This window comes from Pantoea sp. Fr-CA_6, from assembly GCF_024520895.1.
In the GTDB taxonomy this organism is placed as follows: domain Bacteria; phylum Pseudomonadota; class Gammaproteobacteria; order Enterobacterales; family Enterobacteriaceae; genus Pantoea; species Pantoea agglomerans.
In genome coordinates this window covers 135,541-159,211 of sequence record NZ_JALNPO010000004.1, presented here as the reverse complement: position 1 = coordinate 159,211, position 23,671 = coordinate 135,541, and the positions used below count along the sequence as shown (strand labels likewise).

Genomic DNA, 23,671 nt, shown 5'->3' with positions numbered 1-23,671 from the left:
CTCATAACGGGGGAATAAAGGCCTGCACCGGCGTGACTTCCCCGGCAAATTTACGCACCTGCACCACCGTAATCTGCCCGCTACATCCCTGTGCCAGAGATGACGTCCCGATATCCAGCGTCAGCACATTGGGATTACCGTGACGACAAAGCGGACGGGCGGCAGTGGCGTCGACCGGATCGTACCAGGCACCGGTTGGCAGCTGTACCACGCCAGGCATAACCGTGTCGGTGAGACGTGCGCTGGCGAGCACATGGCCCCGATCGTTATAAAGCTCAATGATGTCGCCATCCGCGATAGCCCGGGCTGCGGCATCCTCGCTGTTGAGGCTGCAGACTTCACGCCCGCCACGCTTGCCACTCTGACTGAAATCACCAAAATCGAGCTGGCTGTGCAGGCGCGTCGCGGGCTGATTAGCAATCAGCCAGAATGGGTAGTCGGCGCTGGGTTTTTGCTGCGGTTCACGCCATACCGGATGGCCGGGACAGTTGTCATAACCAAAGCTGGCGATAGTGGCGGAGAAGATCTCAATTTTGCCGCCTGCTGTGGGCAGCGGTGCAGCATCAGGGTCTGCGCGAAACGCATTGATCATCCGTCCACCATCCTTCACCTGCGGCAACGCCAGGATGCCCTGCTGCCAGAACTGATTGAAATCCGGTGTCTGCACCTGATGCGCCGCCAGTTTTTCCTGTAGCTGATGGTAAAGATGCTGCAACCAGCCTCGCGCATCGCGCCCTTCGCTAAACGCTTCTTCCCGGCCAAGTTGCCGGGCCAGCTCACGGAAAATCGTGTAATCGTCCCTGGCTTCGGCGTAAGGCTGTGCCACTGGCTGCATGGCGATTAAATGGCGATCGGTCGGCGCACCGCCGATATCCTCACGCTCCAGGGTCATGGTGGCGGGCAGGACGATATCAGCATGACGCGCACTGGCGGTCCAGACGCTCTCATGCACGATGAACGTATCCAGCTGGCAAAACGCCTGACGCAGCCGGGCCAGATCCTGATGGTGGTGAAACGGATTGCCGCCCGCCCAGTAAGCCAGCCGGATATGAGGATAAGTAAGCTGACGGCCATTGTAGTCAAACCTGGTGCCGGGATTGAGCAGCATATCGGCAATACGGGCTACCGGAATAAAGCGGTCGATGCCATTTTTGCCCTGCGGCAGGGACGGAAAGCTGACCAGATTGTGATGTTTGCCATAATGGCCCAGCGCACCCAGTGCATAGGTATAGCCGCCGCCGGGCAGCCCGGGCTGTCCGAGTGCCGCCGCCAGCACCAGGCCAAGCCAGACCGGTTGTTCGCCATGCTCGGCGCGTTGTAAGGCATGGGCGACCGTAACCAGTACGCGCTTGCCGTGCAGCTGTCGGGCGAACTGCCTGATCAGGTCGCTGCTGACGCCACAGATCGCGGCCGCCCAGGGCGCGTCACGCACCACGCCATCCTCTTCACCCCGGATGTAGGCCACCATCTGAGGCCAGCCGACACAGTAGCGCGCCAGAAATGCCTCATCGGTTAACCCGTCGGTGATTAATACCGCCAGCAGGCCGAGTATAAACGCCGCATCCGTTCCGGGTCGCAGCGCCAGCCACTCACCCTGTGCTTCCTCTGGCAAATCGCTTTTCAGTGGGCTTACCGAGATAAAACGTGTGCCGCGTTGTGCCGCACGCTGCATAAAACCGCGCTCGGTATGCTCACTCAGGCCGCCGCTGGCCACCTGGGCATTTTTCAGCGCCAGCCCGCCAAACGCCAGCACCACCTCGCTGTGACCGGCAATCTCTTCCCAGCTCACGCCACGCCGGGCGACTTCATTCATGTCGCCCACAATATGCGGCAGCAAAACCGATGCCGCGCCGGAGCTGTAGCTGTTAACTGAGCGAACATAGCCGCCCAGCGTGGTGTTCAGGAAACGGTGCACCTGACTTTGGGCGTGATGGAAACGGCCTGCGCTTGACCATCCGTAAGATCCGCCAAAAATCCCCGCCGGGCCGTAAGCCTCACCGACGCGCTTAAGCTCCTGTGCAACCCGATGACTGGCTTCCTCCCAGCTAACCGCGACATATTCATCTGCCCCACGACGCCGATCCGGGCCAGGCCCGTTTTCCAGCCAGCCACGCCGTATCATCGGCCGTGCGACGCGTGCCGGGTGATTAAGTGAATGACGGAAGTTTTGCAACAGCGGACTGGGGTCGGGATCGCCCCCGAACGGCTCAATAAGCAGTTGATCGCCGCTGCGCTCAGCGTGAAAAGCGCCCCAGTGGGCGCTGTGCATTACCGGTTTTTGCGTCATCCTGCTTCCTGGTTATCACAAAAGAAACGGTGCTCAGAGCACCGTTGCGATAAAGTTTCTGACGCGTCCGTTGTCCGGATCGTCGAGTACCTGCTGCGTCGGGCCAGCCGCCACAATTTTGCCGCTCTCCATAAAGACGATGTTATCGGCGACCTCGCGGGCAAATCCGATTTCATGGGTGACAACCACCATGGTGATACCGGAATGCGCCAGCTGTTTAATGACCTGCAGCACTTCACCCACCAGTTCCGGGTCAAGCGCCGAGGTCGGTTCATCAAACAACATAACGCCAGGATCCATCGCCAGTGCGCGGGCAATCGCAACGCGCTGCTGCTGACCACCGGAAAGGTTTTGCGGCCACTCATCTTCGCGACCAGACAGCCCCACCTGTTTCAGCAGCGCCAGTGCTTTGCTGGTCGCCTGATGGCGGCTCTGCTTTTTCACCCGCATCGGCGCATCCGTGATGTTCTGCAACACGGTACGGTGCGGGAACAGGTTGAATTGCTGAAACACCATGCCGATTTCCGCCCGCTGGCGTGCAATGGCACTGCTGTTGAGTTCGTGCAGCGCCTGGCCTTTTTGTCGGTATCCCACCATCTGGCCGCCGATACGGATGGTGCCACCATCCAGCTTCTCAAGGTGATTAATGCAGCGCAGCAGCGTGGATTTACCGGAGCCGGATGGCCCCAGAATCACCGTGACCGACCCGGCAGGTATATCCAGGTTAACGTCGTCGAGGATGGTTACGCCAGAGAAGCGCTTAGTGACCTTGCGCAGTGCAATTGCTTCAGCCATTGCTCACACTCCTTTGGGTTTTCGGCAGCGAAAAGCGCGGCAACGACGGCCAGAGGCTGCGCTTTTCACGTCGCGTGACACCGCGGCCAAAATAACGCTCCACGTAATACTGGCCCACTGACAGCACTGAGGTCATCAGCAGATACCACAGGGTGGCGACCAGCAGCAGCGGGATCACTTCATAGGTGCGCTGATAGATAATCTGCGCCGAAAACAGCACATCCTGCAGAGAAATCACTGACACCACTGCCGTGGTTTTCAACTGGCCAATGATCTCGTTACCCGCTGGCGGCATAATGGCGCGCATCGCCTGCGGTAAAACGGTATGACGGAAAATCTGAGCCGGGCGATATCCAAGCGCGCGTGCCGCTTCAATCTGCCCATTACCCACGCTCTGGATACCCGCGCGCACAATTTCTGCGGCATAGGCGGACTGATGCATGACCAGCGCGATCACTGCCGCACTAAACGGGCTGACCAGCGCGTTGGATTGTGCACTCCAGATCTCACCTAAACCGGGAATCGACAACGCTATTCTGGGATAGAGCGCCGCGATGTTGTACCAGAGAAACAGCTGCACCAGCATCGGCACACCACGGAAAAACCAGGTGTAGGCCCAGCTCACCGCAACCAGAACCGGGTTTGATGAGAGACGCATCAGCGCCAGCACCGTGCCGAAGGCAAAGCCCAGCACCACTGAAATGGCGGTGAGCTGCAGCGTCATTAACACCCCCTGCAGAATGGAGGGCGCAGTGAAGTTTTCTGCGATGATCCCCCACTCAAAGCGCGGATTGTTAATCATCGAATGTGCCATCGCCACCACGCACAACAGCACCACCAGCGCACTCAGCCAGCGTCCGTAGTAGCGTTTACTGACGATTTTCAGATCGTCAGTGTGGTTCTGAATCTCACTCATTTAAAAATCTCTTCGTTGCGTCGGGCTTCGGTCACAGCACCAAATCCGATTCCCCAGTTATCGAGGATTTTCCGGTAGCTGCCATCTTTGATTAATGAGTTCAGCGCGGCCTGCACGGCAGGTTCAAGCGGAGAGGCTTTTGGGAAAGCGACAGAGACCGGTGCATCGTTAACGGTGATTTCGCCGCTCATGGTCAGCGGTTTGATTACCTTAACCTGCCACAGCAGCCCCTCATAGGGACCCAGGAACAGCGGTACGCGCCCGCTGACCACCGCCTGCACGCCAGCCGGACGATCCGGGAATATCGCTACCTTGATGGGCTGCTTACCTGCGGCCTCACAGGCTTTACTGGCTTCTTCCAGCCGCGTAACCTGGGTGGTACCGGAACCGGCGCCGACCTCTTTGCCGCAGACGTCACTGAGTGATTTAAACGGGGCGATAATGGCGTCTTTTCGGGAAATAATTCCCAGCAGGCTGGCGTTGTAGTAGCCGACAAAGTCGATCTGTTTCAGGCGGGTCGGTGTGGCGTTGATGTTCGACAGCGCCACATCGTAACGTCCGGTTTTCAGACCGGGAATGATGTTGTCGAAGCCGCCCGTGTCGCGCCACTCTACCGCGATACCCAGACGTTCACCCACCGCATTCATGATGTCGATTTCGCGACCGGCCAGCGTCTTATTATCTTCTTTATAAAAGGTAGTTGGCGGCGTATTCGGGTTTGTTCCTGCCACAATGTAGCCACGCTTGAGGATATCCGCAGGAATCAGCGTTTTCAGCGCCGGATCGGCTTTAACATGTATGCTGCTGTCAGCAGGCACTGAGGGTTCTGCCGCAAAGCTGACGGATGCGTTGAGCACGAGTGTGAAAAGGGTCATTCTTTTTATCAATTTCACCGGAACCTTTCTCCTGATATTTAAAATGTTCCCCCAGAGGGAAAAGCGATCGTGACCTGTTGTCAGCGCTGAAAGAAAGCCAGATAAGCGGCGGGCTCCAGAGCTTTTATCATCCTCGTAACGTTCTGTTGTCATTCTCAGTGAAGACCGGCGGCGATCACAAATGCTAAAACCGGGAATATTTTGCTGGAATATGGCAATGGCGCGCGTTGCGAGGCTGTTGAACAGGCGCTGGCATCCTGTGACCGAAGAGATGAGCAGTTTGGTAAGGATTGGCGAGGCGAGAAAACGTCATACTGCGGTTAATTAACTGGCACAGCCAGGCTCTGATGATTAATAAAAATATAATTTCATTGATAAGTATTTATTGAAAAATCATCCCTCTGCGCCTGACCGATTCTTTTATCCGGGACTTATTTGATCAAAATCAATAACTATTTATTCAGGTAATGTAAAGACTGCAGCAGGCACGGGAATCATAATTTTAATCAAAATCATCAATACATTACACGAAGTAAATCTAAGATTAGCAGGCAGATAGTTTCCCTTGAGAATAATGAAAGCCTCATTAATCAGATCATTGAGTAAGCATAAATAATATTAAAGATTAGTCTGGCGCTGACGATAAGAAGATCATCTTTGAATTATTTAACAGCCTCTTCTCTGCTTCTGATATCTCACTAAAGGTGAACCTTATGGGCCTTGCTCAACGCATCTCCGATATTAAAATTGGGAAAAAACTGGGCGTCGGTTTTATCGTCGTCATTGCTGCCTCCCTCGCCATTACTTTTATCGCTTTCGATTGTTTTCGCAGTATTAAAGACAACTCCGCCCGGCGCACGATTACCGTGGAGATGGTAAACACGTTAAGCAAGGCACGCCTTAACCGCACCCTCTACCAGTACACCAAAGATCCCAAATTTGCCACGCAGAACGTTCAGGCCCTGAAGGAGTTAGATGCCCTTTATAAACGGCTGGATGGATTCAAATGGGATGAGATGGGCCAGCAGAAAGTCGCGCTGATGGGGCAGTTACTTAACGATTATCAGAATCAGCGCCAGACATTCGTGACGGCTGCGCAGGCGACAAGCAGCGCCTTTGATGCCATTAAACCGGGTGCCCTGATTGCGCTTGCGCATCAGTTTGAATCACTCGATATGGCTCTGACACCCGATGCGGCGCTGCCGGTCATGCACCTGGCCGCAGCGCTGTTTGATGCGGCCAATGTTGAAAAAGCGTTTCTCGATAAACCGACTGAGGCCAGCAGAGAGGCGATTCTTGAAGAATACACCGCTATCAACACACTGAGCGAGCAACTGGATATTTTCGCCCAGCCGAATATTAATGACGTAACGCGAAATGTGCTCAGCACTCTGACGCAGCAACGCCAGGCTTTAACGCGCTATGTCGATGCGACAGAGAAAGAAAAGAGCGAATCGGCGGGCCTGACCACCACCGCAGAGCGGCTCAATGCGGTGGTCTCCGATACCTTTGCCTATCAGTCCCAGCTATCCTCTGAATTTATCAAACAGGCGGAGTGGCGCATTGCTTTTGCCGCGCTGATTTGTGTTGTGCTGAGTCTGCTGATTGCCTGGCGGATCACCCGCAACATTACGCTGCCATTGAAAGAGACGCTGAACGCAGCGCAACGTATTGCCAGCGGTGATTTAACAACCTCACTGAAAACCACACGTGGTGATGAGTTAGGTCAGCTGATGCAGGCGGTAGATGCAATGAACATCAGCCTGCAGAACATCATCACCAACGTGCGTGATGGCGTCAGCAGCGTGGCGCGTGCCTCGGCGGAAATCGCGGCAGGTAATACCGATCTTTCATCCCGCACAGAACAGCAGTCTGCCGCAGTGGTTCAGACCGCGGCCAGCATGGAAGAGCTCTCTTCAACGGTGAAACAGAATGCGGAGAACGCTCACCATGCGAGTCAGTTGGCGACAGACGCGTCAGTGAATGCCGGACGTGGTGGCGAGATTATCCGTGACGTTATCGAAACCATGAACAACATCAGCCAGAGTTCGGGCAAAATCGGCGAGATCATTCACGTCATCAACAGCATCTCCTTCCAGACCAATATCCTGGCCCTTAACGCCGCCGTCGAAGCGGCACGAGCCGGAGAGCAGGGTCGCGGATTTGCGGTAGTTGCCGGTGAAGTCAGAAATCTGGCCCAGCGCAGTTCACTGGCCGCCAAAGAGATTGAAACGCTGATACGCGAGTCACTTGATCGGGTTCATGATGGTTCTGAATTTGTGGAACGCGCCGGTACCACCATGGATGACATCGTCCGCTCTGTCAGTCAGGTTAAAGATATTATGGGTGAAATTGCTGCCGCCTCTGACGAGCAAAATCGCGGCATTTCTCAGATCGCCACGGCAATGGCCGAGATGGATACCACGACGCAACAGAACGCCGCGCTGGTTGAAGAGTCCTCCGCCGCAGCCAGCTCACTGGAATCTCAGGCAGATGAACTGGAAAAAACAGTGGCCGTATTCCGTCTCTCTCCCGGGCAGAGCAGTAGCAGCCGGGGCGCACCTGCCCCGTCACCGCGTTTAGTGCCCGCTGTGCCCGTTAATGCATCCGCAGAGTCCAGCTGGGAAAGCTTTTAACGGTTAGCGAAGCGTTAATTCTGTCTGACGGTAAATAGAGCCAGCCTTAATTGATTGAGGCTGGCTGAAATAACAGCCCTCTTCAGACAAATAAGTGATCTGATTAATCAGAAGATAATAAGCCGTAGCGGTTAACGCGGGAATGACAGGGTCAGGCGAGCATCCGGAAACTGAGGGAAGGTCATATTATCGGCCACGACAGCTGAAACAAGCTGGCTCGTGCCTGATGATTCCGGTTTATATCCCGGCTGGCTTTGAAATGAGGATAGAAAAGAATCGCGATCGGCCTGTACAGAAGCGATGGAGAGAGTTGTCGTCCCTGACAGCTTCTCCGGCCGGTCTACGCTTTCGCGCAACCGATGAGGTCATCCGCTTCGTCGTTTTCCGGCCGGAGCCGGACTACGTCCATTGGCATCAGTTCCGTTACTGCTAGTTCAGCTCTTCGTTCAGGCTTGCAAGCGTCCGCAGGTACGGCACCTGCTGTTGAGCAATCGCCGGTGACTCAAAACTATTCAGCCAGCTTCTGGCTTCGGCGATTTTCGTCAGCCGATCCGCGTTGCTTTCAGATTTCGCCATATAACCCAGTTGGGTAAAGAGTGTTGCGATACTGATTTCTTTTTCACCCAGGGCAAGGCTTAGTGCCGCTTCGCCAATAATGACGTGGCCTTTCTCGTCGTTTTGAAATAACACAGAAAATCCTCCATTAGATACGAATTGATGACAACCTCACCAGAGACTGTAGTCGTAAAAGAGAGAACTGCCCGAATTTATCACTAAAAATCGCGCAACTTGCTGAACAAATGTTCTTAATGTTTTTTTTCCGGATTGTTCTGTTTGTCTCTGCCGCCCTTCCTGTCAGACTTGCTTTTAAATTCACGATGGGATGTCACCATGAAACTTTCCATTCTCCTTACGCTGCTGGCTGCAACGGTCTGCTCCGTTTTTGCTGCCCATGGCAAATTTGAAACGCAGCAGGCTGGCCAGTCACTCTTCACGCAAAGCGGGGAAACGATCAGCGAAGAATAATGGCTGCGCGCGGCATCGTCAGTGACCGGCCAATCGGTTATGATCCGTTGCCATTTACCTGCCGGTTGCCCGATGTCTGCCATTATCGATACGTTTATCGCCCCGCCCTGCTTTGATGAGATAACCCTCCTCTTTCAGGACGACCATCTGCTGGTGATCAATAAACCCAGCGGCTTGCTGAGCCTGTCAGGCAAAAATCCGCAAAACCTCGATTCGGTGCATCATCGGCTGGTGAAGCTTTTTCCTGGCTGCACGCTGGTTCATCGGCTCGATTTTGGCACCTCCGGGCTGATGGTCGTCGCACGCAGCAAAACGATTAACGCGGCACTCTGCCAGCAATTCAGCCAGCGCAGCGTGCGTAAAACTTATCAGGCGCTGCTGTGCGGGCACCTTGCCGATGACGAAGGCGTTATTGATGCCGCGATAGCGAAAGATCCGGCGCAGTTTCCCCGGATGGTGATTTGCCCGATCCAGGGGAAACCTGCGCGCTCACGCTACCGGGTCATAGAACGCGGTTATTATCAGGAAAAAAAGGGAAAGGGATTGCCGGTCACGCGGGTTGAACTGATGCCGGAAACCGGGCGCACCCATCAGCTGCGCATTCACTGTCAGCAGCTGGGGCACCCGATTCTGGGCTGTGATCTCTACGGCGGGCTTTTGCTGCCTGGCGCAGATCAGGCAGAGAGACTGATGCTGCACGCCAGCGGATTGACGTTTGTTCATCCTGTCAGCGGCAGCACGCTGCAACTCTCTGCCGACAGCCCGTTCTGAATGCGTCAGCGCGCTGTTACCACATCAAATCATCGGGCACTTTGAAATCAGCATAAGGATCATCTTCGTCCTGTGCTTCTTCGCTTAATGCACTGTTTAATACGATGGCACTGGCATCACGCTGCGCAATTTTATCCGCTACGCTGGCCGGGATGATGGCGTACTGGCTCTCGCCATTATTGTCAGCTGCCAGGCGGGCAATGGCGAGACGCCCATTGATCAGCTGAGTCTGCGTCAGCTTATCCACCATAATCTTTTTGATCAGGTTATTGTCGGTGAAGTTGAAGCTGATGTTGCCTCTTGCCACGTCAATTTTGTTCATTTCGATCAGCTGTTTGACCTGCGCTTTGTACTCTTTAGACAGCACAGCCAGCTTCTGCTGCTCGTTCAGCTGCTTATCCCGCTCAAGCTGCGCTTTTTTGTTATCTTCCACCGCCGCTCTGGCTTCGCGTGCCTGAACCCTGGATTTCTTCGCTGTCCGCTGAACCTTGTCCATTTTTTTGCTGGATACTAATCCCGCTTTCAGCATCTGCTCTTGCAAGGTGAGTTTTGTCATTGTCGTCTCTGAACCCGTGAAATAATGTTCGGGATTATACCTGTAATCGTCCGGGCTGTACCAGGTTGCCGCACCTGCCGCGCCCGCGATTGCGGGCAGCCTCTCAACACTGTGCTAACATTCCCCGGTCAAAATCACCTTATTGAGCACCATGTCAGAGCTAACAAAACGTAAAAATGACCCTGAAGGGCTGAAAAAACGCATCATCGCAGGCGCACTGAAAACCTTCGCGGAGTTTGGTATGCAGGGTGCCAGGCTGGAGCAGATTGCTGAGCATGCGCAAACCACTAAACGCATGGTGGTCTATCACTTTGGCAGTAAAGAGCAGCTTTATATCCACGTGCTGGAGCAGGTTTATCAGCAGATACGTCAGCATGAAACCGGCCTGAACCTGGCGGCGATGGAGCCGGAACTGGCCATGACCCGCCTGGTGGAAGCCAGTTTTGATTACCATGTAGAACATCCTGATTTTATCCGGCTGGTCTGCAGTGAGAACCTGTTGCGCGGGCGCTACATTACCCAATCGCCGCAGATTAAAGCCCTTAATCGCAGCGCGCTGGATCTGCTGGATGACATTCTGGCACGCGGTCAGCAACAGGGCGTGTTCACTGCCGATGTGCAGACCATCGATGTCCATCGCCTGATCAGCAGTATCTGCGTTCATCACGTCTCAAACCGCTACACCTTCAACGCCCTTTTCAGCCCGGACAACAGCGAAGCAGAGAGTATCCGCCGCAATCGTCAGCTGGCTGTAACCGCAACGTTACGCTATATCCGCAAATAATTGCCCGCAGGCCGGGCTGCGCTTAGCCATAGTCTACGCTTACTGATACTTGTCACTAAAATGCAATAATAAGGAATGCTGTTGTGAGCAGAGATGCACGCCTCTATCCGCTTCGTCAGACCCATGTTGAACCCGATGATGATGCGCTGTGGAACTGGGCGCAGAACGCGCAAATCGGCAGCCGTCACCAGGTTCAGCGTCCCGCCAGTGAAGCGGAATTACAGAGACTTATCCGGGAGTCACACGGCCAGATTCGGGTGATCGGCAGCAAGCTGTCGCCTGGTCGTATGCTGCATGTCAGTGATGACGATGTGCTGCTCGATCTCAGCGCACTGAGCGGCCAGCTTGCCAGTGATGAACAGAGCGTGACCTTTGGTGGCGCGACCCCGCTTGAGCAGGTCTATCGCAGCCTGACCGAAATGAACCGCATGCTGGCTTCATCGCCAGGCGTGATTGCCATTCAGACGCTGGCGGGCGCGATGGCGACCGGAACGCACGGCCAGGGATTGCAGCAGAGTTCGATTGCCGACGAAGCGCTGGCAATCAGAATGGTGCTGGCCGATGGCAGCGTGCGCGAATTTGTTCGTGGCGACGCTGACTTCCCGGCAGCGCAGGTCTCACTGGGCGCACTAGGCATTGTTACCGCGGTAACCCTGCGTACCCAGCCGTTTAGCATCTTCACCTGCCACAAATATGCCGTCTCTGCCAATACCCTTGAAGAGGATCTGCTGCGCTGGAACAACGACTATCCGCTGAGCAAAGCCTGGTGGTTTGTCGATGACAACCTGATGCACGTCTGGAACGCCCATGAGGCGAGTGACGAAGAGCGTCAGCGCTACGAAGCGCAGGGTCGTCAGGTGGTGGAACATGACGGCGACGTTGACGAAAGCCTCAACGACACTATCGACCAGACGCTGGCACATATGCACCGCGATACGCAGATTGAGGGCAAAGGGGGAAAACAGTTTCGCACCGTCACCCGTTTTCGTGATTTCACCGATGTTACTGGTGACATTTACCAGCTTTTCTGCCGCGGCATTGCAGTGCCACAGATCAATGTGGAAATCGGCGTGCCGCTGGCAAAAACCCCGGCCATCATTCGCCGCATCAAGCAGTGGTATACCGAGAACCGTCCGCATATGCACTACCCGATTATCCTGCGCTGCACCGGTGCATCATCGGCCTGGCTCAGTCCGGCCGCTGACCAGCCAACCTGCTTTTTCGGCTTCGTGGTCTATTACGCCGACGATGGTTCGCTGTCACAGGAAGGCCTGCACTTCCTGACTGAAGTGGAAAAACTGCTGGCCGAAGAGGGCGGACGCCCGCACTGGGGCAAATATTACGATGAAGAACGTTACAACTGGCGTGAGATCTATCCGCAGTGGGACGCCTTCCGCGCCCTGCGCAGCCAGCTCGACCCAAATGGCCGACTGGGTAACGACTACATCACGCCACTTTTTGACTGATTGAGGAAAGCTATGTTTGCCTGGGTAACGCTGTTAACTCAACCCGATTATCTGGTGGGCGTGAAAGCGCTGCACCGTTCGCTGCAACAGAGCCAGAGCCAGTGGCCGCTGGTGGTGATGACCACGCCGGCGATTTCAGCGTCTGACTGTCAGATTTTGCAGGATGAGGGCTGTGTGATTAAACCGGTCGACCCCCTCTATCCGCGCGATGATCTGGATCAGCACTATGCATCGGCGCAGTTCGGCGAAGTCTGGACCAAGCTGCGCGCCTGGCAGCTCACCGATTATGAGCGCGTCGTGTTTCTGGATGCCGATATGCTGGTCCTTCAAAACATGGATGAGCTGTTTACCCTGGATTTGGGCGATAACCCGCTCGCCGCCTGTCACGCCTGCCGCTGTAATCCCAACCAGATTGCCTCTTATCCGGCAGAGTGGCAGCCTGAGCAGTGCCACTATACCTGGCAGGCGCGCGGTGAAAAGGCGCCAGAGAGTGTGGATCTTTACCTGAACGGCGGTTTTCTGGTGCTGAAGCCCGATAATGCGATGTTCGACGCACTGGAAAAGCGTATTGCCGCCATTGATGATCTCAGTAACTATCCCTTCTCCGAGCAGGATCTGCTGAACGAAGTGTTTGCCGATCGCTGGAAGCCGCTCTCTTACATCTACAATGCCTTGAAAACGCTGCCGTTTCAGCACAGCGGTCTCTGGCACGATGAAGAGGTGAAGAACCTGCACTATATTCTGGCAAAACCGTGGAAACGCGATCTCGGCCAGCCCGAGAGTCAGCGCGATCGCTTTTATGCGCTGGATAAATTGTGGTGGGAAAAAAGCGGTCTGATCTGATCGGCTGCGGGCGGGAAGCCAACGTTTCCCGCCCTGCCCGCCAGTGTTAATCAACACATCGGCAATACCCTCTAACCCTCTGATTCTGCCCTATACCTCAATCCAGCGGCGTTGCACTGCTGAGTGAGCAATCGCTTCCAGCACCTTCTGAACCTGCAATCCCTCTGCAAAATCGGGCCACATGCGATCGCCCGCTGCGATGCCGTTGATCAGGTCGCGAATCTCCACCGTTTTCTGATCGTTAAAGCCGATACCGTGTCCGGCAGAAACACAGAAATTTGCGTAGTCAGGGTGCGCTGGTCCGGTCAGGATAGTTTTAAATCCCTGACGCCCGGCCGGTTCGTCATGCAGATAAAGCTCCAGCTCCGCCATGCGCTCCTGGGTGTAGCGCAGTGTGCCTTTAGTGCCGGTGACAACGTAAGTCAGGCCCATTTTTGCGCCACAGGCGATGCGTGAGGTTTCAATGACGCCGTGCGCACCGTTATGGAAGCGTAGCAGCGCGCTGGCCTGATCTTCGTTTTCGACCGGTAACTGCCGCGCAGGCTCTTTCGGGTCAGGCCGTGAGGCGATCACCGTCATCATGTCGCCGCTGACCTCAGCAATGTCACCCACCAGGTAGTGCGCCATATTAACGATATGCGCCGCCAGATCGCCAAGCGCACCGAGACCTGCCAGCGCTTTCTGACAGTGCCAGTCGAGCGGCGTTTGCGGTCTGGCGAGATAATCCTCGTTATGGGTGCCGTAGAAATGCACCACGTCGCCTATCTCACCATTGGCAATGATCTCTTTCGCCAGCTGGCTGGTGGGGTTTTTCATATAGTTGAAGCCTACCAGCGTTTTAACCCCTGCCGCATCGGCTGCCGCCACCATCTCCTGCGCATCCGCCACGCTTAATGACAGCGGCTTTTCTGAATAAACGTGTTTGCCATGGCGTATCGCCTCCAGCGCCATCTCTTTATGCAGGAAGTTGGGGGCGCAGATATCCACGACATCAATCGCCGGGTCGCTGACCAGCGCGCGCCAGTCCCCCGTCGAGCGCACGAAACCAAAGGTCGCCGCCTGACGGGCGGCCAGCTCGGGGTTCACTTCAGCCAGCATCTCCCGCACGATTTCGCCTTTCAGCGCAAATACGGTGGGCGCCTGCGCATAAGCAATCGCGTGGCAGCGTCCGATATAGCCGCTGCCAATCATGCCGATTCTGACTTTGTTCATTTCAACTCCAGAGATTCAGTTCAGGGTTGAAATGGAATCTACGTTTCGTTTTTATTGCTGACAAAGCCAGAATCCATACTTTGTGACGCCCATAAAAAACTATCCGGTTAAATCACGCGCCTGGCCGCCTGACAAGGGCTATACAGCGCCATAACACCTCATAAACACCTCAGTTTTACACGTGGCGTTTTGCCGGATGAGTCAGCCGCACAGGCCGCTCTTTCAGTGCTTAAAACGCCATAGTGGCGACTATTTCAGCAGTCGCGCTAATTTATGAAAAAGAGCTTTGACATGGCCCGGCGTGGCCGTTACTATGCGCCCCGTTCAAACGATTCCTCTGTAGTTCAGTCGGTAGAACGGCGGACTGTTAATCCGTATGTCACTGGTTCGAGTCCAGTCAGAGGAGCCAAATTCGAGAAGCCTGCTTAGGAAACTAAGCGGGTTTTTTGCTTTTCATACTTCTGATAAAATATCTGCGTCTTACTCAGTCTGTTTCCTCTTCAAATTCCCCGTTCTTTTCGTTATTGCCTGATACTTAGACATTCGGTTCCGCCCTCACTTAAAGGTTCATTTCTGACCCCTACATCTCATACTCTCTTTAACAAATGTTTTAACAGTGGCTTAAAGTGTCATAAATGACCTTTCATCAGCATATTTCACAGTCTGGCTGTAAGATGGGAAGATGATGCCGTTAAATAGTTCAAAAATGACCCTTTTAGTACTATAGTCGGACCATATCGCTTCAAAAACGTACTGAAATTGCAGAAAAGGTCAAAAATGAACCTTGATGAGATTAAATCTTCGCTGCTAAGCCTTTCTGAGTCAGAGCGGCAAAAGGTATTGGCGGGGTTAGCTTTGAGTAGAGAAGGCACAACAGAAGCAATAAATGCGGACAAACCGGACACCCGATCGGAGCTGAGTGATCTGACGTTTCCGACACTGCCACAATTACTGGCCAATGAACTCAAACGACAAAACATCACCTATGAAGAGATGGCGATTCAGATTGGTGTATCACTCTCAACATTTAAACGACTGATTGCTAAACCATCTTCTGCAAAGGCAATAAATCTTCACGCCTTGCTTAAAGAACTGGGTATAAAAGTATGGCTCGAAAAATAGAGGTATGGCTTTACAACACGCTGGCAGGAACGCTGAGTGAAGGGCAAAGCGGTTATACTTTCTGCTACCTGCCCACTTATGTCGGCTGTGCGATATCTCTCAGCATGCCGGTAAGACCTGAGCCCTATTTAAGTGAAGAGCTACATCCCTTCTTTAAAGGTTTAGCGCCGGAAGGCTGGTTGCGAAAACGCTATTCTGAAATTCAAAAAATTGATGATAAAGATCTGTTCGGCTTACTGATGGAAAATGGCAACGATTTGCTTGGGGCAGTCGTCTTTAAAGAGATAACATCATGAATTCAGAACGCTGCCTGATCACATTAAAACGGCTTAAAGAATCTGAGCTAAAAATCGGCTACTCAACAAAAGGCATCCGGCATCTGCTGGGTAGTCTGAATGTGGCTCTTAGCCTGCCGTTTACGCGCAGTCAGTTTATTCAGGAACTCCCTGAACGTCAGAAAGGCATGAGCATTTCAGGCTATCAACCCAAACTGTCGCTTCGCCTGGCAAAGGGAGAACTGGTGGTCGTCAGCAATGATGGCACCTATATCCTGAAACCCTCTCCGGAAGAATATCCACACCTGGCAGAAAACGAGCATGCCACTATGTGCGTTATGCAGCGTCTGAAATTTGACGTCCCCCCGTTCGGGCTGATGCCATTCAGACACGATGAAAATCGGCCAGACGAACTGGCGTTTGTCATTAAAAGGTATGACCGGACAGCGTCAGATAACGCGAGATTACATCAGGAACAGCTGGATGGCGCGATGGGTCTCGGCGATAAATATGGCAGGATTGATAATCATAAAGCCATCAGTTACGAGAAAGCCGCTAAATTCCTGAATACCAGAGTGAACAGCAGTTTGAAGAGTAAACGTGACCTCTTTTTGCGCATCGTGTATGCCTATGTGCTGGGAAACAATGATTTTCATCTGCGCAATATCGGGATTATCCTGCCTCCGCAGGGTTCACCCTGGCTGGCCCCGGTTTATGACTTTATCAGCGTTGTGCCCTACCCTGCAGCGTTTGGAGAGTATTTAGCTTTGCCCCTGCTGGAACGCGAAGAAAATGATGCAGGAAACGCACCGGGGATCAATTCAGAGTACGGAGAATATCTGGGTGCAGACTTTATCCTGCTTGCCCAGGGTATGGATATTAATCCGACACTGGCACGAAAATGGCTTTCCGAGGTGGTGAGTCATCATCAGCTTATTATCGATACTTATAATGAAAGTCATATGCCTGAATCGCAGCGGGAAGCCGTACTTGACTACGTGGCCCGAAGGATCACGTTACTGGCAGTGACCGAAATTTAAATGATGCCATTAACCTGTTGTACCTGGGTTGTAAAAGGATAGTTAAGCGGTCGAATAACTCACCTGCTCTCATAAAAAAACCCGCTAATATCAGCGGGTTTCAGGTTTTACAACGTCAACAGCAATCAGAGTTCAAACCGATCCAGATTCATCACTTTGGTCCAGGCGGCAACAAAGTCTTTGACGAATTTTTCACGGGCGTCGCTGCTGGCGTAGACTTCCGCCGAGGCGCGTAACACCGCATTGGAGCCAAACACCAGATCGGCGCGCGTGGCGGTGAAACGGGTTTCGCCAGTGACGCGATCCCGTCCAATGAATTTCTCATTGGTCGAATCGGCGGCTTTCCACTCGGTGCGCATATCCAGCAGATTCACGAAGAAGTCTGTGTTCAGCGTCCCTGTGTAGTGCGTGAAGATGCCGTGCTGGCTGCCATCAAAGTTAGCACCCAGCGCACGCATTCCGCCAACCAGCACCGTTAACTCCGGCACGGTCAGGGTCAGCTGCTGCGCTTTATCGATCAGCAGATTTTCGGTGGTGGTTTTGCCGAAGCCAGTACCGTAGTTACGGAAACCATCTGCACGCGGTTTCAGCAGATCGAACGACTCGATATCGGTCTGATCCTGACGCGCATCAACACGGCCCGGAGTAAATGGCACGTCAATTTCAACGCCAGCTGCTTTCGCCGCCTGCTCAACGCCGACCACACCCGCCAGCACAATCACATCTGCCAGTGAAGCCTTGTGCGCTTCACGCTGCACCGCTTCCAGCGTCGGCAGCACGCGTGCCGCGACGGCATTGACGTCCCACTCACGCTGCGGCAGCAACGCCAGGCGGGCACCGTTGGCACCACCACGTTTGTCGCCGCCACGGAAGGTTGATGCCGATGCCCAGGCAACCGAAACCAGCTCGCTGACGCTGAGGCCGGTTGCAGCGATTTTCTCTTTCAGCTGCGCGATATCCGCCACGGTTGGATGATAAGCCGGTGCAGGCAGCGGATCCTGCCAGATCAGATCTTCCTGCGGGACTTCAGGTCCGATGTAGCGCGCTTTTGGCCCCATATCACGGTGAGTCAGTTTAAACCAGGCACGGGCAAAGGCTTCGTTGAACGCCTGCGGATCGTTGTGGAAACGACGCGAAATCTTTTCAAACTCCGGGTCAAATCGCAGCGTCAGATCGGTCACCAGCATGGTCGGCTTGTGTTTCTTCGCAGCGTCAAACGCATCCGGGATAATATCCGGCGCATCAGCTGCCACGAACTGGATGGCACCGGCCGGGCTGCGCGTCTGAACCCACTCATATTTGAACAGGTTCTCGAAGAAGTAGTTACTCCACTGGGTTGGCGTCTGAGACCAGATTACTTCCAGACCGGAGGTAATCGCATCTGCGCCAACGCCCGTGCCGTGGCTGTTGACCCAGCCCAGGCCCTGCGCCTCAATCGGTGCAGTTTCCGGATCGACACCGACGTGGCTGGCCGGTGCGGCACCGTGGGTTTTACCCAGCGTATGTCCACCAGCAATCAATGCCACGATCTCTTCGTCGTTCATGCCCATGTTGCCGAAAGTGGCGCGAATAGCCGGGGCCGCAGAGGCAGGATCGCCGCTGTGTTCCGGGCCTTCCGGATTCACGTAGATCAGACCCATTTCGGTAGCGCCCAATGGCGACTGCGCCAGGGATTCCGGGTGACGGTGTTCCAGCCAGGCGGCTTCTTCACCCCAGTTCACATCCATATCCGGTTCCCAGACATCTTCACGTCCGGCACCAAAGCCGAAGGTACGGAATCCGGAGTTTTCCAGCGCGACGTTGCCCGCCAGAATGTAGAGGTCGGCCCAGGAGATCTTCTGACCATATTTCTGTTTAACCGGCCACAGTAAGCGGCGCGCTTTATCCAGACTGACGTTGTCTGGCCAGGAGTTTAGGGGTGCGAAGCGTTGCTGACCACGACCTGAACCACCGCGTCCGTCCACGGAGCGATAGGTTCCGGCGCTGTGCCAGGCCATACGAATAAACAGGCCGATGTAGCTGCCCCAGTCAGCGGGCCACCAGGCTTGTGACTCGGTGAGCAACCCTTTGATGTCAGCTTTCAGCGCTGAGTAATCTAATTTGGCAAATTCTTTACGGTAATCGAAGGATTCATCAAGCGGGTTCGAACGGGATGAGTGCTGATTCAGCAGGTCAACCCGGAGTTGATTAGGCCACCAGTCGCGGTTGGTTGTTCCGCCGCCCGGCGCCTGATTTTCCTGAGAAGGCTTACCAGCATGAAAAGGACATTTGCCCTCGGGCGCTTCGCGATCGGCTTCGACAATAGGCTTTGCATCTTTTGCATCTTCATCAATGGAATTGCTCATGGTCACACCTCTTTTTTGTATTTTCATCGCTACTCTATAGAGGATTTTCAGGATCGCACACCTGTCTCATCCTATCTGTTTGATAGCTTTTACCTTTTTATACACCTTCTTCAAAAGCTTAAAACAATGAATTGACGGTTGCTGCCAGGCTGCAGAGAGCAGCGAAGCGGCAACCGTCACCCTGAGACTATTCCGACAGCGCCGGTTTCACAACTGCCGTTTTGCTGCCCGGCAGGCGGATGCGGAACCAGATAGCGTACATTGCGGGCAGGAAAACCAGCGTGATCAGGGTGCCGCCCAGCGTGCCACCAATCAGGGTATAGGCCAGCGTTCCCCAGAACACCGAGTGGGTCAGTGGAATAAACGCCAGAATCGCCGCCATTGCCGTCAGCAGCACCGGACGGGCACGCTGCACTGTCGCTTCGACCACTGCATCAAAGGGTGCCAGACCCTCCTGTTCATTGTGGTGGATCTGCCCTATCAGAATCAGCGTGTTACGCATCAGTATACCCGACAGGGCAATCAGCCCGACCAGTGCATTAATACCAAACGGCTGACTGAACAGCAGCAGCGTCGGCACGACGCCAATCAGCCCGAGGGGCGCAGTCAGAAAGACCATGATCATCGCCGACAGAGAACGCACCTGCAGAATGATGATCAGCAGAGTGATCGCAATCATGATCGGGAACAGCGGGGCCATCGCCTGGGTCGCTTTACCGGACTCCTCTATTGAACCGGCCAGTTCAATGCGGTAGCCCGCGGGCAGCGTCGCGATGATCGGTTGCAGGGCTTTGTTCAGCGCCGTCGAGACGTCAGGCGGCTCCAGGGAATCGGCGATATCACCCCGAACGGTGATGGTCGGCGTGCGGTCGCGCCGCCGCAGCACGGGATCTTCCATTTTCACCTGCACATCTCCAATCTGCGATAAGGGGATACGCTGACCCGCGGCGCCCACCAGCGTGAAATCGGCGATTTTAGCCGGATCGAGGCGGGCTTCTCCGGCCGCACGCCCCACCACCTGGACCGCGCGGATATCTTCCCGCACGGTAGTGACAGGCACACCCGACAGCAGAAACTGTAATTGCCGGGCGACGTCACTGGATGTCAGCCCCACAGCCTGCAGCCGGTTCTGATCCAGTGAAAAATGCAGCGTCGGCACGGGGGCGCCCCAGTCGGTGTTCACCGTCCTCATCATCGGGCTGGCCCGCAGGACCGCTTCCACCCGATCGGCAATCGCGCGCAGATGGGCCGGATCAGGCCCCATCACCCGCCACGCCACCGGATAAGGGGAGTATGGGCCAAACACCAGCTGCGTTACACGAACCTGCGCTTCAGGCACCAGACCACTGGCAATGGCGGCGCGTAGCTGCGCTTTCAGTGCCTCACGCGCGTCCTGACTGTCGGTCAGTACCACCAGCTTAGCAAAGGCCGGATCGGGCAGTTCCGGTGCCATCGCCAGATAAAAACGCGGTGGCCCCTGACCAATATAGGTGGTGACGATTTTTGCCTGCTGCTGCTGTTTAAGCCATGTCTCAACCTTTTCAGCCGCTGCGCGGGTCTGTTCTATGGCGCTGCCGTAGGGGAGCTGAACTTCAACCAGCACTTCAGGCCGGTCTGAGGTCGGGAAAAACTGTTTTTTCACCAGCGCCATACCGAGCACAGCGGCGATAAACAGGGCAATCACCACGCCTGCCACCCAGCCTTTACGGGCAATCACGCGGGTCAGCAGGCGGCGAAAGCGGTTGTAGTGGCGGGTGTTGTAGATCGCTGCGTGGCCGCCTTCTACCGTTTTGATGGCTGGCAGCAGCTTTACGCCAAGATAAGGGGTGAACACCACCGCGACGATCCAGGAGGCGATCAACGCGATGCCGACTATCCAGAACATATTGCTGGTGTACTCGCCCGCCGTGGACTGCGCAAACCCATTGGGCATAAACCCGACGGCCGTAACCAGGGTGCCTGCCAGCATTGGTGCCGCCGTATGACTCCAGGCATAGGCAGAAGCCTTGATGCGGTCGTAGCCCTCCTCCATTTTCACTACCATCATCTCAATGGCGATAATGGCGTCGTCCACCAGCAGGCCCAGCGCCAGAATCAGCGAACCCAGCGTGATGCGGTCAAAGTTTTTGCCGGAAGCCTCCATCACCACAAATACCACCGCCAGGGTGAGCGGCACCGCAGCCGCGACCACTACCCCGACACGCCAGCCCATGCTGACAAAGCAGACCACCATCACCACCAGCAACGCCACGACGAACTTAACCATAAATTCATCAACCGCCGAGCGGATATTGACGGACTGATCGGTGACCTGAGTCAGTGAGAGCCCCAGCGGCATCGCCTGGTTAATGCGGGCGGTTTCAGCCGCCAGTGCCTTGCCGAGTTCCAGACCGTTCCAGCCTTCACGCATTACGATACCCAGCAGCAGCGCCGGTTCGCCCTGATTGCGCACCATAAAGGTGGCGGGATCTTCGTAACCCCGGGTCACCGTAGCCACGTCCGCCAGCTTCAGGCTTCTCCCCTGCGCCACAATCGGCGTCTCACGGATTTTTTCCAGTTTATCGAACGCGCCATCCAGCCGTATAAAGACCTGCGGCCCCTGCGTATCAATCGATCCCGCTGGCGTCAGGACATTCTGATCGTTCAGCGCAGCAAAAATCGCTTGCGGGGTGATGCCGAGTGTCGCCAGTCGATCGTGTGAAAACGACACATAGATGCGTTCACTCTGCTCACCGATGATATTGACCTTTTTCACGCCAGGCAGATGCAGCAGTCGCTGACGCAGTGATTCCGCTTCACGAACCAGCAGGCGCTGCGGCTCCCCTTTTGCCTTCAGCGCCAGCAGTGCAAAGGTCACGTCGGAGAACTCGTCGTTGATCATCGGCCCGATGACCCCGGCAGGCAGATTTCTGCTCTCATCACCCAGCTTCTTACGCGCCTGGTAAAACTCATCCTGAACCTGGGAAGGCGGCGTTTTATCCTGCAGGGATAACATAGTGAAAGCCAGACCGGGGCGCGTGTACGTCTCGCTACGGTCATACCACCTCAGCTCCTGCAGACGCTTTTCCAGCGGCTCGGCCACCTGATCCTGCATCTCCTGAGCCGTCGCACCTGGCCAGGCGGAGATAATCGTCATCTGTTTTACGGTGAACGGCGGATCTTCTGCCCGTCCCAGTTCGAAAAAGGACAAGACGCCCGCCACGGTAATCAGGATGATCAGAAACAGCGTAATGGCGCGCTCGCGCACGGCCAGCGCTGACAGATTAAAGCGTCCCTGGCTCATGGCTGGCTCCCGGCAACGGCAGCGTCATCGGGGCGCACGCGCTCCCCCTGCTGCAACAGATGCGCGCCCATCGCCACTATCTGATCGCCAGCATTAAGCTGACCCGTGACGGTGGCCGCCTCGTCACTTATCGACACCACCGTCACCGGCCGCCAGGCAACGGTAGCGGGCTGGCCGGTAATATCCCAGACGCCTGGCCCTTTACCGGCATTGTAGATCGCCGCCAGCGGAACCTGCAGCAGCGGTTGCGACGGTTTATTCGGCAGCGTGATTGTGACGGTGGCTCCCAGCGGTGCGCTGGCCAGTGCGCCCTCCAGCACATATCTCGCCTCAAAGGTGCGCGTCATCGGATCGGCCACATCAGCCAGTTGACGCAGCCGGGCGGAAACCGGCGCACTGTCCGCACCATACAGCGTTGCCTTTGCCTCACTTCCCACTGCCGGGCGCAGGGTCTCTGGCAACTGAACACTTGCCTCGCGCTGTCCGGCTCTGGCCAGTCTGATGACGGCCTCACCGGCACTCACAACCTGACCCGGCTCCGCCAGCGTTGCCATCACCACGCCATCGTCATCAGCCAGGAGCAGCGCATATCCGCTGGCGTTACCTGCAACGCTGGCCTGCGCCTGGGCGGCTTTCAGCTCAGCCTGAGCGGTGGCCGCAGCGGCCCGAATCTGGTCGTATGCCGACGCAGAAACTGCCCCGGTTGCCACCAGAGTGCGGTAACGCGCCTGATCGGCGCTGGCCTGTCTGATGCGTGCCTGCGCGGCGGCAACGGCCTGCTGCTGAGCCTGGGCCTGCAGCCGGAGATCTGCCGGGTCGAGCCGCATCAGCGGCTGACCGCGCTTCACCCGCTGGCCGCTGTCCACCAGCCGTTCGAGGATTTTTCCTGAGACCCGAAAGCCGAGGTCGCTCTGAACCCGGGCAACCACGACGCCACTAAACGCACGGCTGCCATCGGTGGCGCTGATGACCTTTGTGACCCTGACCAGCGGCGGCTGCGTGCGCGGATCGTCTTTGGGTGAATTATCCCGGCAACCCGCCAGCGCCAGTGGCAGCAGACAAACAACCAGAATGGCAGGATTGAACCTGAGCATAGATTACCTTCAACAGTAAGCAGGAGAGTGCCGCCATTCTCTTATCATGTGACCAATACTGTCAATAGTCACAAATTGCGTAAAGGCATTGTCCGTTCATACAGGTTATGAAAACACGTTAAACCAGGGAAATGCGTTGATGAAGGGTTCAGACCCACCCTGAGCAGAGGAAACATCCCATTCAGCAACAAGTGACGAAATAAATCATAAGTCACAAAATCTGCATATTCCGTACACTGGAAACAGAGTGTCGAAAAGGCTCTGTCAGGGCCTGGAATGGCTCGTCAGAGAGAAGTTCAGAGAGGATAAAGCAGAAAAAGCGGGGAGTGATGACGCGCGTTTACA

General features: G+C 55.3%; 19 protein-coding genes and 1 tRNA gene. 9 read left to right on the top strand and 11 right to left on the bottom strand.

The genetic code is table 11. The features are described from left to right. Position 1 precedes the first annotated feature (1 nt). The 4 genes from NR201_RS09305 to NR201_RS09290 are packed head-to-tail and all read right to left on the bottom strand — an operon-like array spanning position 2 to position 4,873. Positions 2–2,287, bottom strand: coding sequence for a molybdopterin-dependent oxidoreductase (locus NR201_RS09305; RefSeq protein WP_124890094.1), 2,286 nt, complete (start codon positions 2,285–2,287; stop codon positions 2–4). Between the two features lie 33 nt (positions 2,288–2,320). Further along, the gene (locus NR201_RS09300; protein ID WP_022624977.1) at positions 2,321–3,082 is read right to left on the bottom strand and encodes an amino acid ABC transporter ATP-binding protein; all 762 of its coding nucleotides are present in this window, start codon (positions 3,080–3,082) and stop codon (positions 2,321–2,323) included. After that, on the bottom strand, positions 3,075–3,998 hold the full coding sequence (locus NR201_RS09295) for an amino acid ABC transporter permease (RefSeq protein ID WP_010247951.1): 924 nt from the start codon (positions 3,996–3,998) through the stop codon (positions 3,075–3,077). The genes NR201_RS09300 and NR201_RS09295 overlap by 8 nt, the downstream gene beginning before the upstream one ends. Continuing rightward, on the bottom strand, positions 3,995–4,873 hold the full coding sequence (locus NR201_RS09290; protein WP_256849691.1) for an ABC transporter substrate-binding protein: 879 nt from the start codon (positions 4,871–4,873) through the stop codon (positions 3,995–3,997). The genes NR201_RS09295 and NR201_RS09290 overlap by 4 nt, the downstream gene beginning before the upstream one ends. Positions 4,874–5,586: 713 nt before the next feature. Here NR201_RS09290 and NR201_RS09285 point away from each other — a divergent pair. Next, positions 5,587–7,509 (top strand): methyl-accepting chemotaxis protein, encoded by a 1,923-nt coding sequence (locus NR201_RS09285; RefSeq protein WP_256849690.1) that lies wholly within the window; start codon positions 5,587–5,589, stop codon positions 7,507–7,509. A gap of 429 nt (positions 7,510–7,938) precedes the next feature. On the opposite strand, the gene NR201_RS09280 is transcribed toward NR201_RS09285, so the two are convergent. Next, positions 7,939–8,199, bottom strand: coding sequence for a hypothetical protein (locus NR201_RS09280; RefSeq protein ID WP_061901306.1), 261 nt, complete (start codon positions 8,197–8,199; stop codon positions 7,939–7,941). A gap of 116 nt (positions 8,200–8,315) precedes the next feature. Further along, the gene (locus NR201_RS09275) at positions 8,316–8,618 is read right to left on the bottom strand and encodes a hypothetical protein (protein WP_154210388.1); all 303 of its coding nucleotides are present in this window, start codon (positions 8,616–8,618) and stop codon (positions 8,316–8,318) included. On the opposite strand from NR201_RS09275, the gene NR201_RS09270 reads away from it, so the two are divergent. After that, complete coding sequence (locus NR201_RS09270) at positions 8,608–9,306, top strand: RluA family pseudouridine synthase (protein WP_111534009.1); 699 nt, start codon at positions 8,608–8,610, stop codon at positions 9,304–9,306. The genes NR201_RS09275 and NR201_RS09270 overlap by 11 nt on opposite strands. Positions 9,307–9,322: 16 nt before the next feature. Here NR201_RS09270 and NR201_RS09265 read toward each other — a convergent pair whose 3' ends face one another. Next, complete coding sequence (locus tag NR201_RS09265; RefSeq protein ID WP_010247968.1) at positions 9,323–9,862, bottom strand: DUF2058 domain-containing protein; 540 nt, start codon at positions 9,860–9,862, stop codon at positions 9,323–9,325. Positions 9,863–10,013: 151 nt separating this feature from the next. Between NR201_RS09265 and NR201_RS09260 the strand changes: the two genes are divergently transcribed. From NR201_RS09260 to NR201_RS09250, 3 genes are all read left to right on the top strand, one after another. Beyond that, positions 10,014–10,646, top strand: a complete 633-nt coding sequence (locus NR201_RS09260; protein ID WP_010247970.1) for a TetR family transcriptional regulator — start codon at positions 10,014–10,016, stop codon at positions 10,644–10,646. A gap of 83 nt (positions 10,647–10,729) precedes the next feature. Further along, complete coding sequence (locus tag NR201_RS09255; RefSeq protein WP_256849689.1) at positions 10,730–12,112, top strand: D-arabinono-1,4-lactone oxidase; 1,383 nt, start codon at positions 10,730–10,732, stop codon at positions 12,110–12,112. Positions 12,113–12,124: 12 nt separating this feature from the next. Further along, a complete protein-coding gene (locus NR201_RS09250; RefSeq protein WP_045140262.1) occupies positions 12,125–12,955 on the top strand; it encodes a glycosyltransferase family 8 protein in 831 nt (276 codons plus the stop codon). Positions 12,956–13,045: 90 nt separating this feature from the next. On the opposite strand, the gene NR201_RS09245 is transcribed toward NR201_RS09250, so the two are convergent. Beyond that, positions 13,046–14,167: a Gfo/Idh/MocA family protein gene (locus NR201_RS09245; protein ID WP_256849688.1), complete on the bottom strand. Its 1,122-nt coding sequence runs from the start codon at positions 14,165–14,167 to the stop codon at positions 13,046–13,048. A gap of 333 nt (positions 14,168–14,500) precedes the next feature. Here NR201_RS09245 and NR201_RS09240 point away from each other — a divergent pair. The 4 genes from NR201_RS09240 (at position 14,501) to NR201_RS09225 (ending at position 16,604) form a co-directional block, all read left to right on the top strand. Next, positions 14,501–14,576 (top strand) — tRNA-Asn (locus NR201_RS09240). 368 nt (positions 14,577–14,944) lie between these two features. Further along, positions 14,945–15,289, top strand: a complete 345-nt coding sequence (locus NR201_RS09235) for an XRE family transcriptional regulator (RefSeq protein ID WP_256849687.1) — start codon at positions 14,945–14,947, stop codon at positions 15,287–15,289. Beyond that, positions 15,274–15,585, top strand: coding sequence for a HipA N-terminal domain-containing protein (locus NR201_RS09230; protein WP_033758331.1), 312 nt, complete (start codon positions 15,274–15,276; stop codon positions 15,583–15,585). Before NR201_RS09235 ends, NR201_RS09230 begins: the two co-directional genes overlap by 16 nt. Further along, on the top strand, positions 15,582–16,604 hold the full coding sequence (locus tag NR201_RS09225; protein WP_256849686.1) for a type II toxin-antitoxin system HipA family toxin: 1,023 nt from the start codon (positions 15,582–15,584) through the stop codon (positions 16,602–16,604). Before NR201_RS09230 ends, NR201_RS09225 begins: the two co-directional genes overlap by 4 nt. Positions 16,605–16,729: 125 nt before the next feature. Here NR201_RS09225 and katG read toward each other — a convergent pair whose 3' ends face one another. The 3 genes from katG to NR201_RS09210 form a co-directional block, all read right to left on the bottom strand. Continuing rightward, positions 16,730–18,949 carry a catalase/peroxidase HPI gene (gene katG / locus NR201_RS09220; RefSeq protein ID WP_256844352.1) on the bottom strand — a complete coding sequence of 740 codons (2,220 nt, stop codon included), beginning with the start codon at positions 18,947–18,949 and terminating at the stop codon, positions 16,730–16,732. A 187-nt stretch (positions 18,950–19,136) separates the two neighbouring features. Further along, positions 19,137–22,232 (bottom strand): efflux RND transporter permease subunit, encoded by a 3,096-nt coding sequence (locus NR201_RS09215; RefSeq protein WP_256844353.1) that lies wholly within the window; start codon positions 22,230–22,232, stop codon positions 19,137–19,139. Further along, positions 22,229–23,326, bottom strand: coding sequence for an efflux RND transporter periplasmic adaptor subunit (locus NR201_RS09210; RefSeq protein ID WP_256849685.1), 1,098 nt, complete (start codon positions 23,324–23,326; stop codon positions 22,229–22,231). Before NR201_RS09210 ends, NR201_RS09215 begins: the two co-directional genes overlap by 4 nt. Between the last annotated feature and the right edge of the window lie 345 nt (positions 23,327–23,671).

Bases quoted from the DNA above. Each gene is read 5' to 3' on its own strand.
- NR201_RS09270 (WP_111534009.1), top strand. From the start codon at position 8,608: ATGTCTGCCATTATCGATACGTTTATCGCCCCGCCCTGCTTTGATGAG.
- NR201_RS09285 (WP_256849690.1), top strand. From the start codon at position 5,587: ATGGGCCTTGCTCAACGCATCTCCGATATTAAAATTGGGAAAAAACTG.
- NR201_RS09300 (WP_022624977.1), bottom strand. From the start codon at position 3,082: ATGGCTGAAGCAATTGCACTGCGCAAGGTCACTAAGCGCTTCTCTGGC.
- NR201_RS09295 (WP_010247951.1), bottom strand. From the start codon at position 3,998: ATGAGTGAGATTCAGAACCACACTGACGATCTGAAAATCGTCAGTAAA.
- NR201_RS09230 (WP_033758331.1), top strand. From the start codon at position 15,274: ATGGCTCGAAAAATAGAGGTATGGCTTTACAACACGCTGGCAGGAACG.
- NR201_RS09235 (WP_256849687.1), top strand. From the start codon at position 14,945: ATGAACCTTGATGAGATTAAATCTTCGCTGCTAAGCCTTTCTGAGTCA.
- NR201_RS09250 (WP_045140262.1), top strand. From the start codon at position 12,125: ATGTTTGCCTGGGTAACGCTGTTAACTCAACCCGATTATCTGGTGGGC.
- NR201_RS09260 (WP_010247970.1), top strand. From the start codon at position 10,014: ATGTCAGAGCTAACAAAACGTAAAAATGACCCTGAAGGGCTGAAAAAA.
- NR201_RS09305 (WP_124890094.1), bottom strand. From the start codon at position 2,287: ATGACGCAAAAACCGGTAATGCACAGCGCCCACTGGGGCGCTTTTCAC.
- NR201_RS09215 (WP_256844353.1), bottom strand. From the start codon at position 22,232: ATGAGCCAGGGACGCTTTAATCTGTCAGCGCTGGCCGTGCGCGAGCGC.
- NR201_RS09245 (WP_256849688.1), bottom strand. From the start codon at position 14,167: ATGAACAAAGTCAGAATCGGCATGATTGGCAGCGGCTATATCGGACGC.
- NR201_RS09210 (WP_256849685.1), bottom strand. From the start codon at position 23,326: ATGCTCAGGTTCAATCCTGCCATTCTGGTTGTTTGTCTGCTGCCACTG.
- NR201_RS09275 (WP_154210388.1), bottom strand. From the start codon at position 8,618: ATGGCAGACATCGGGCAACCGGCAGGTAAATGGCAACGGATCATAACC.
- katG (WP_256844352.1), bottom strand. From the start codon at position 18,949: ATGAGCAATTCCATTGATGAAGATGCAAAAGATGCAAAGCCTATTGTC.
- NR201_RS09225 (WP_256849686.1), top strand. From the start codon at position 15,582: ATGAATTCAGAACGCTGCCTGATCACATTAAAACGGCTTAAAGAATCT.
- NR201_RS09265 (WP_010247968.1), bottom strand. From the start codon at position 9,862: ATGACAAAACTCACCTTGCAAGAGCAGATGCTGAAAGCGGGATTAGTA.
- NR201_RS09290 (WP_256849691.1), bottom strand. From the start codon at position 4,873: ATGACCCTTTTCACACTCGTGCTCAACGCATCCGTCAGCTTTGCGGCA.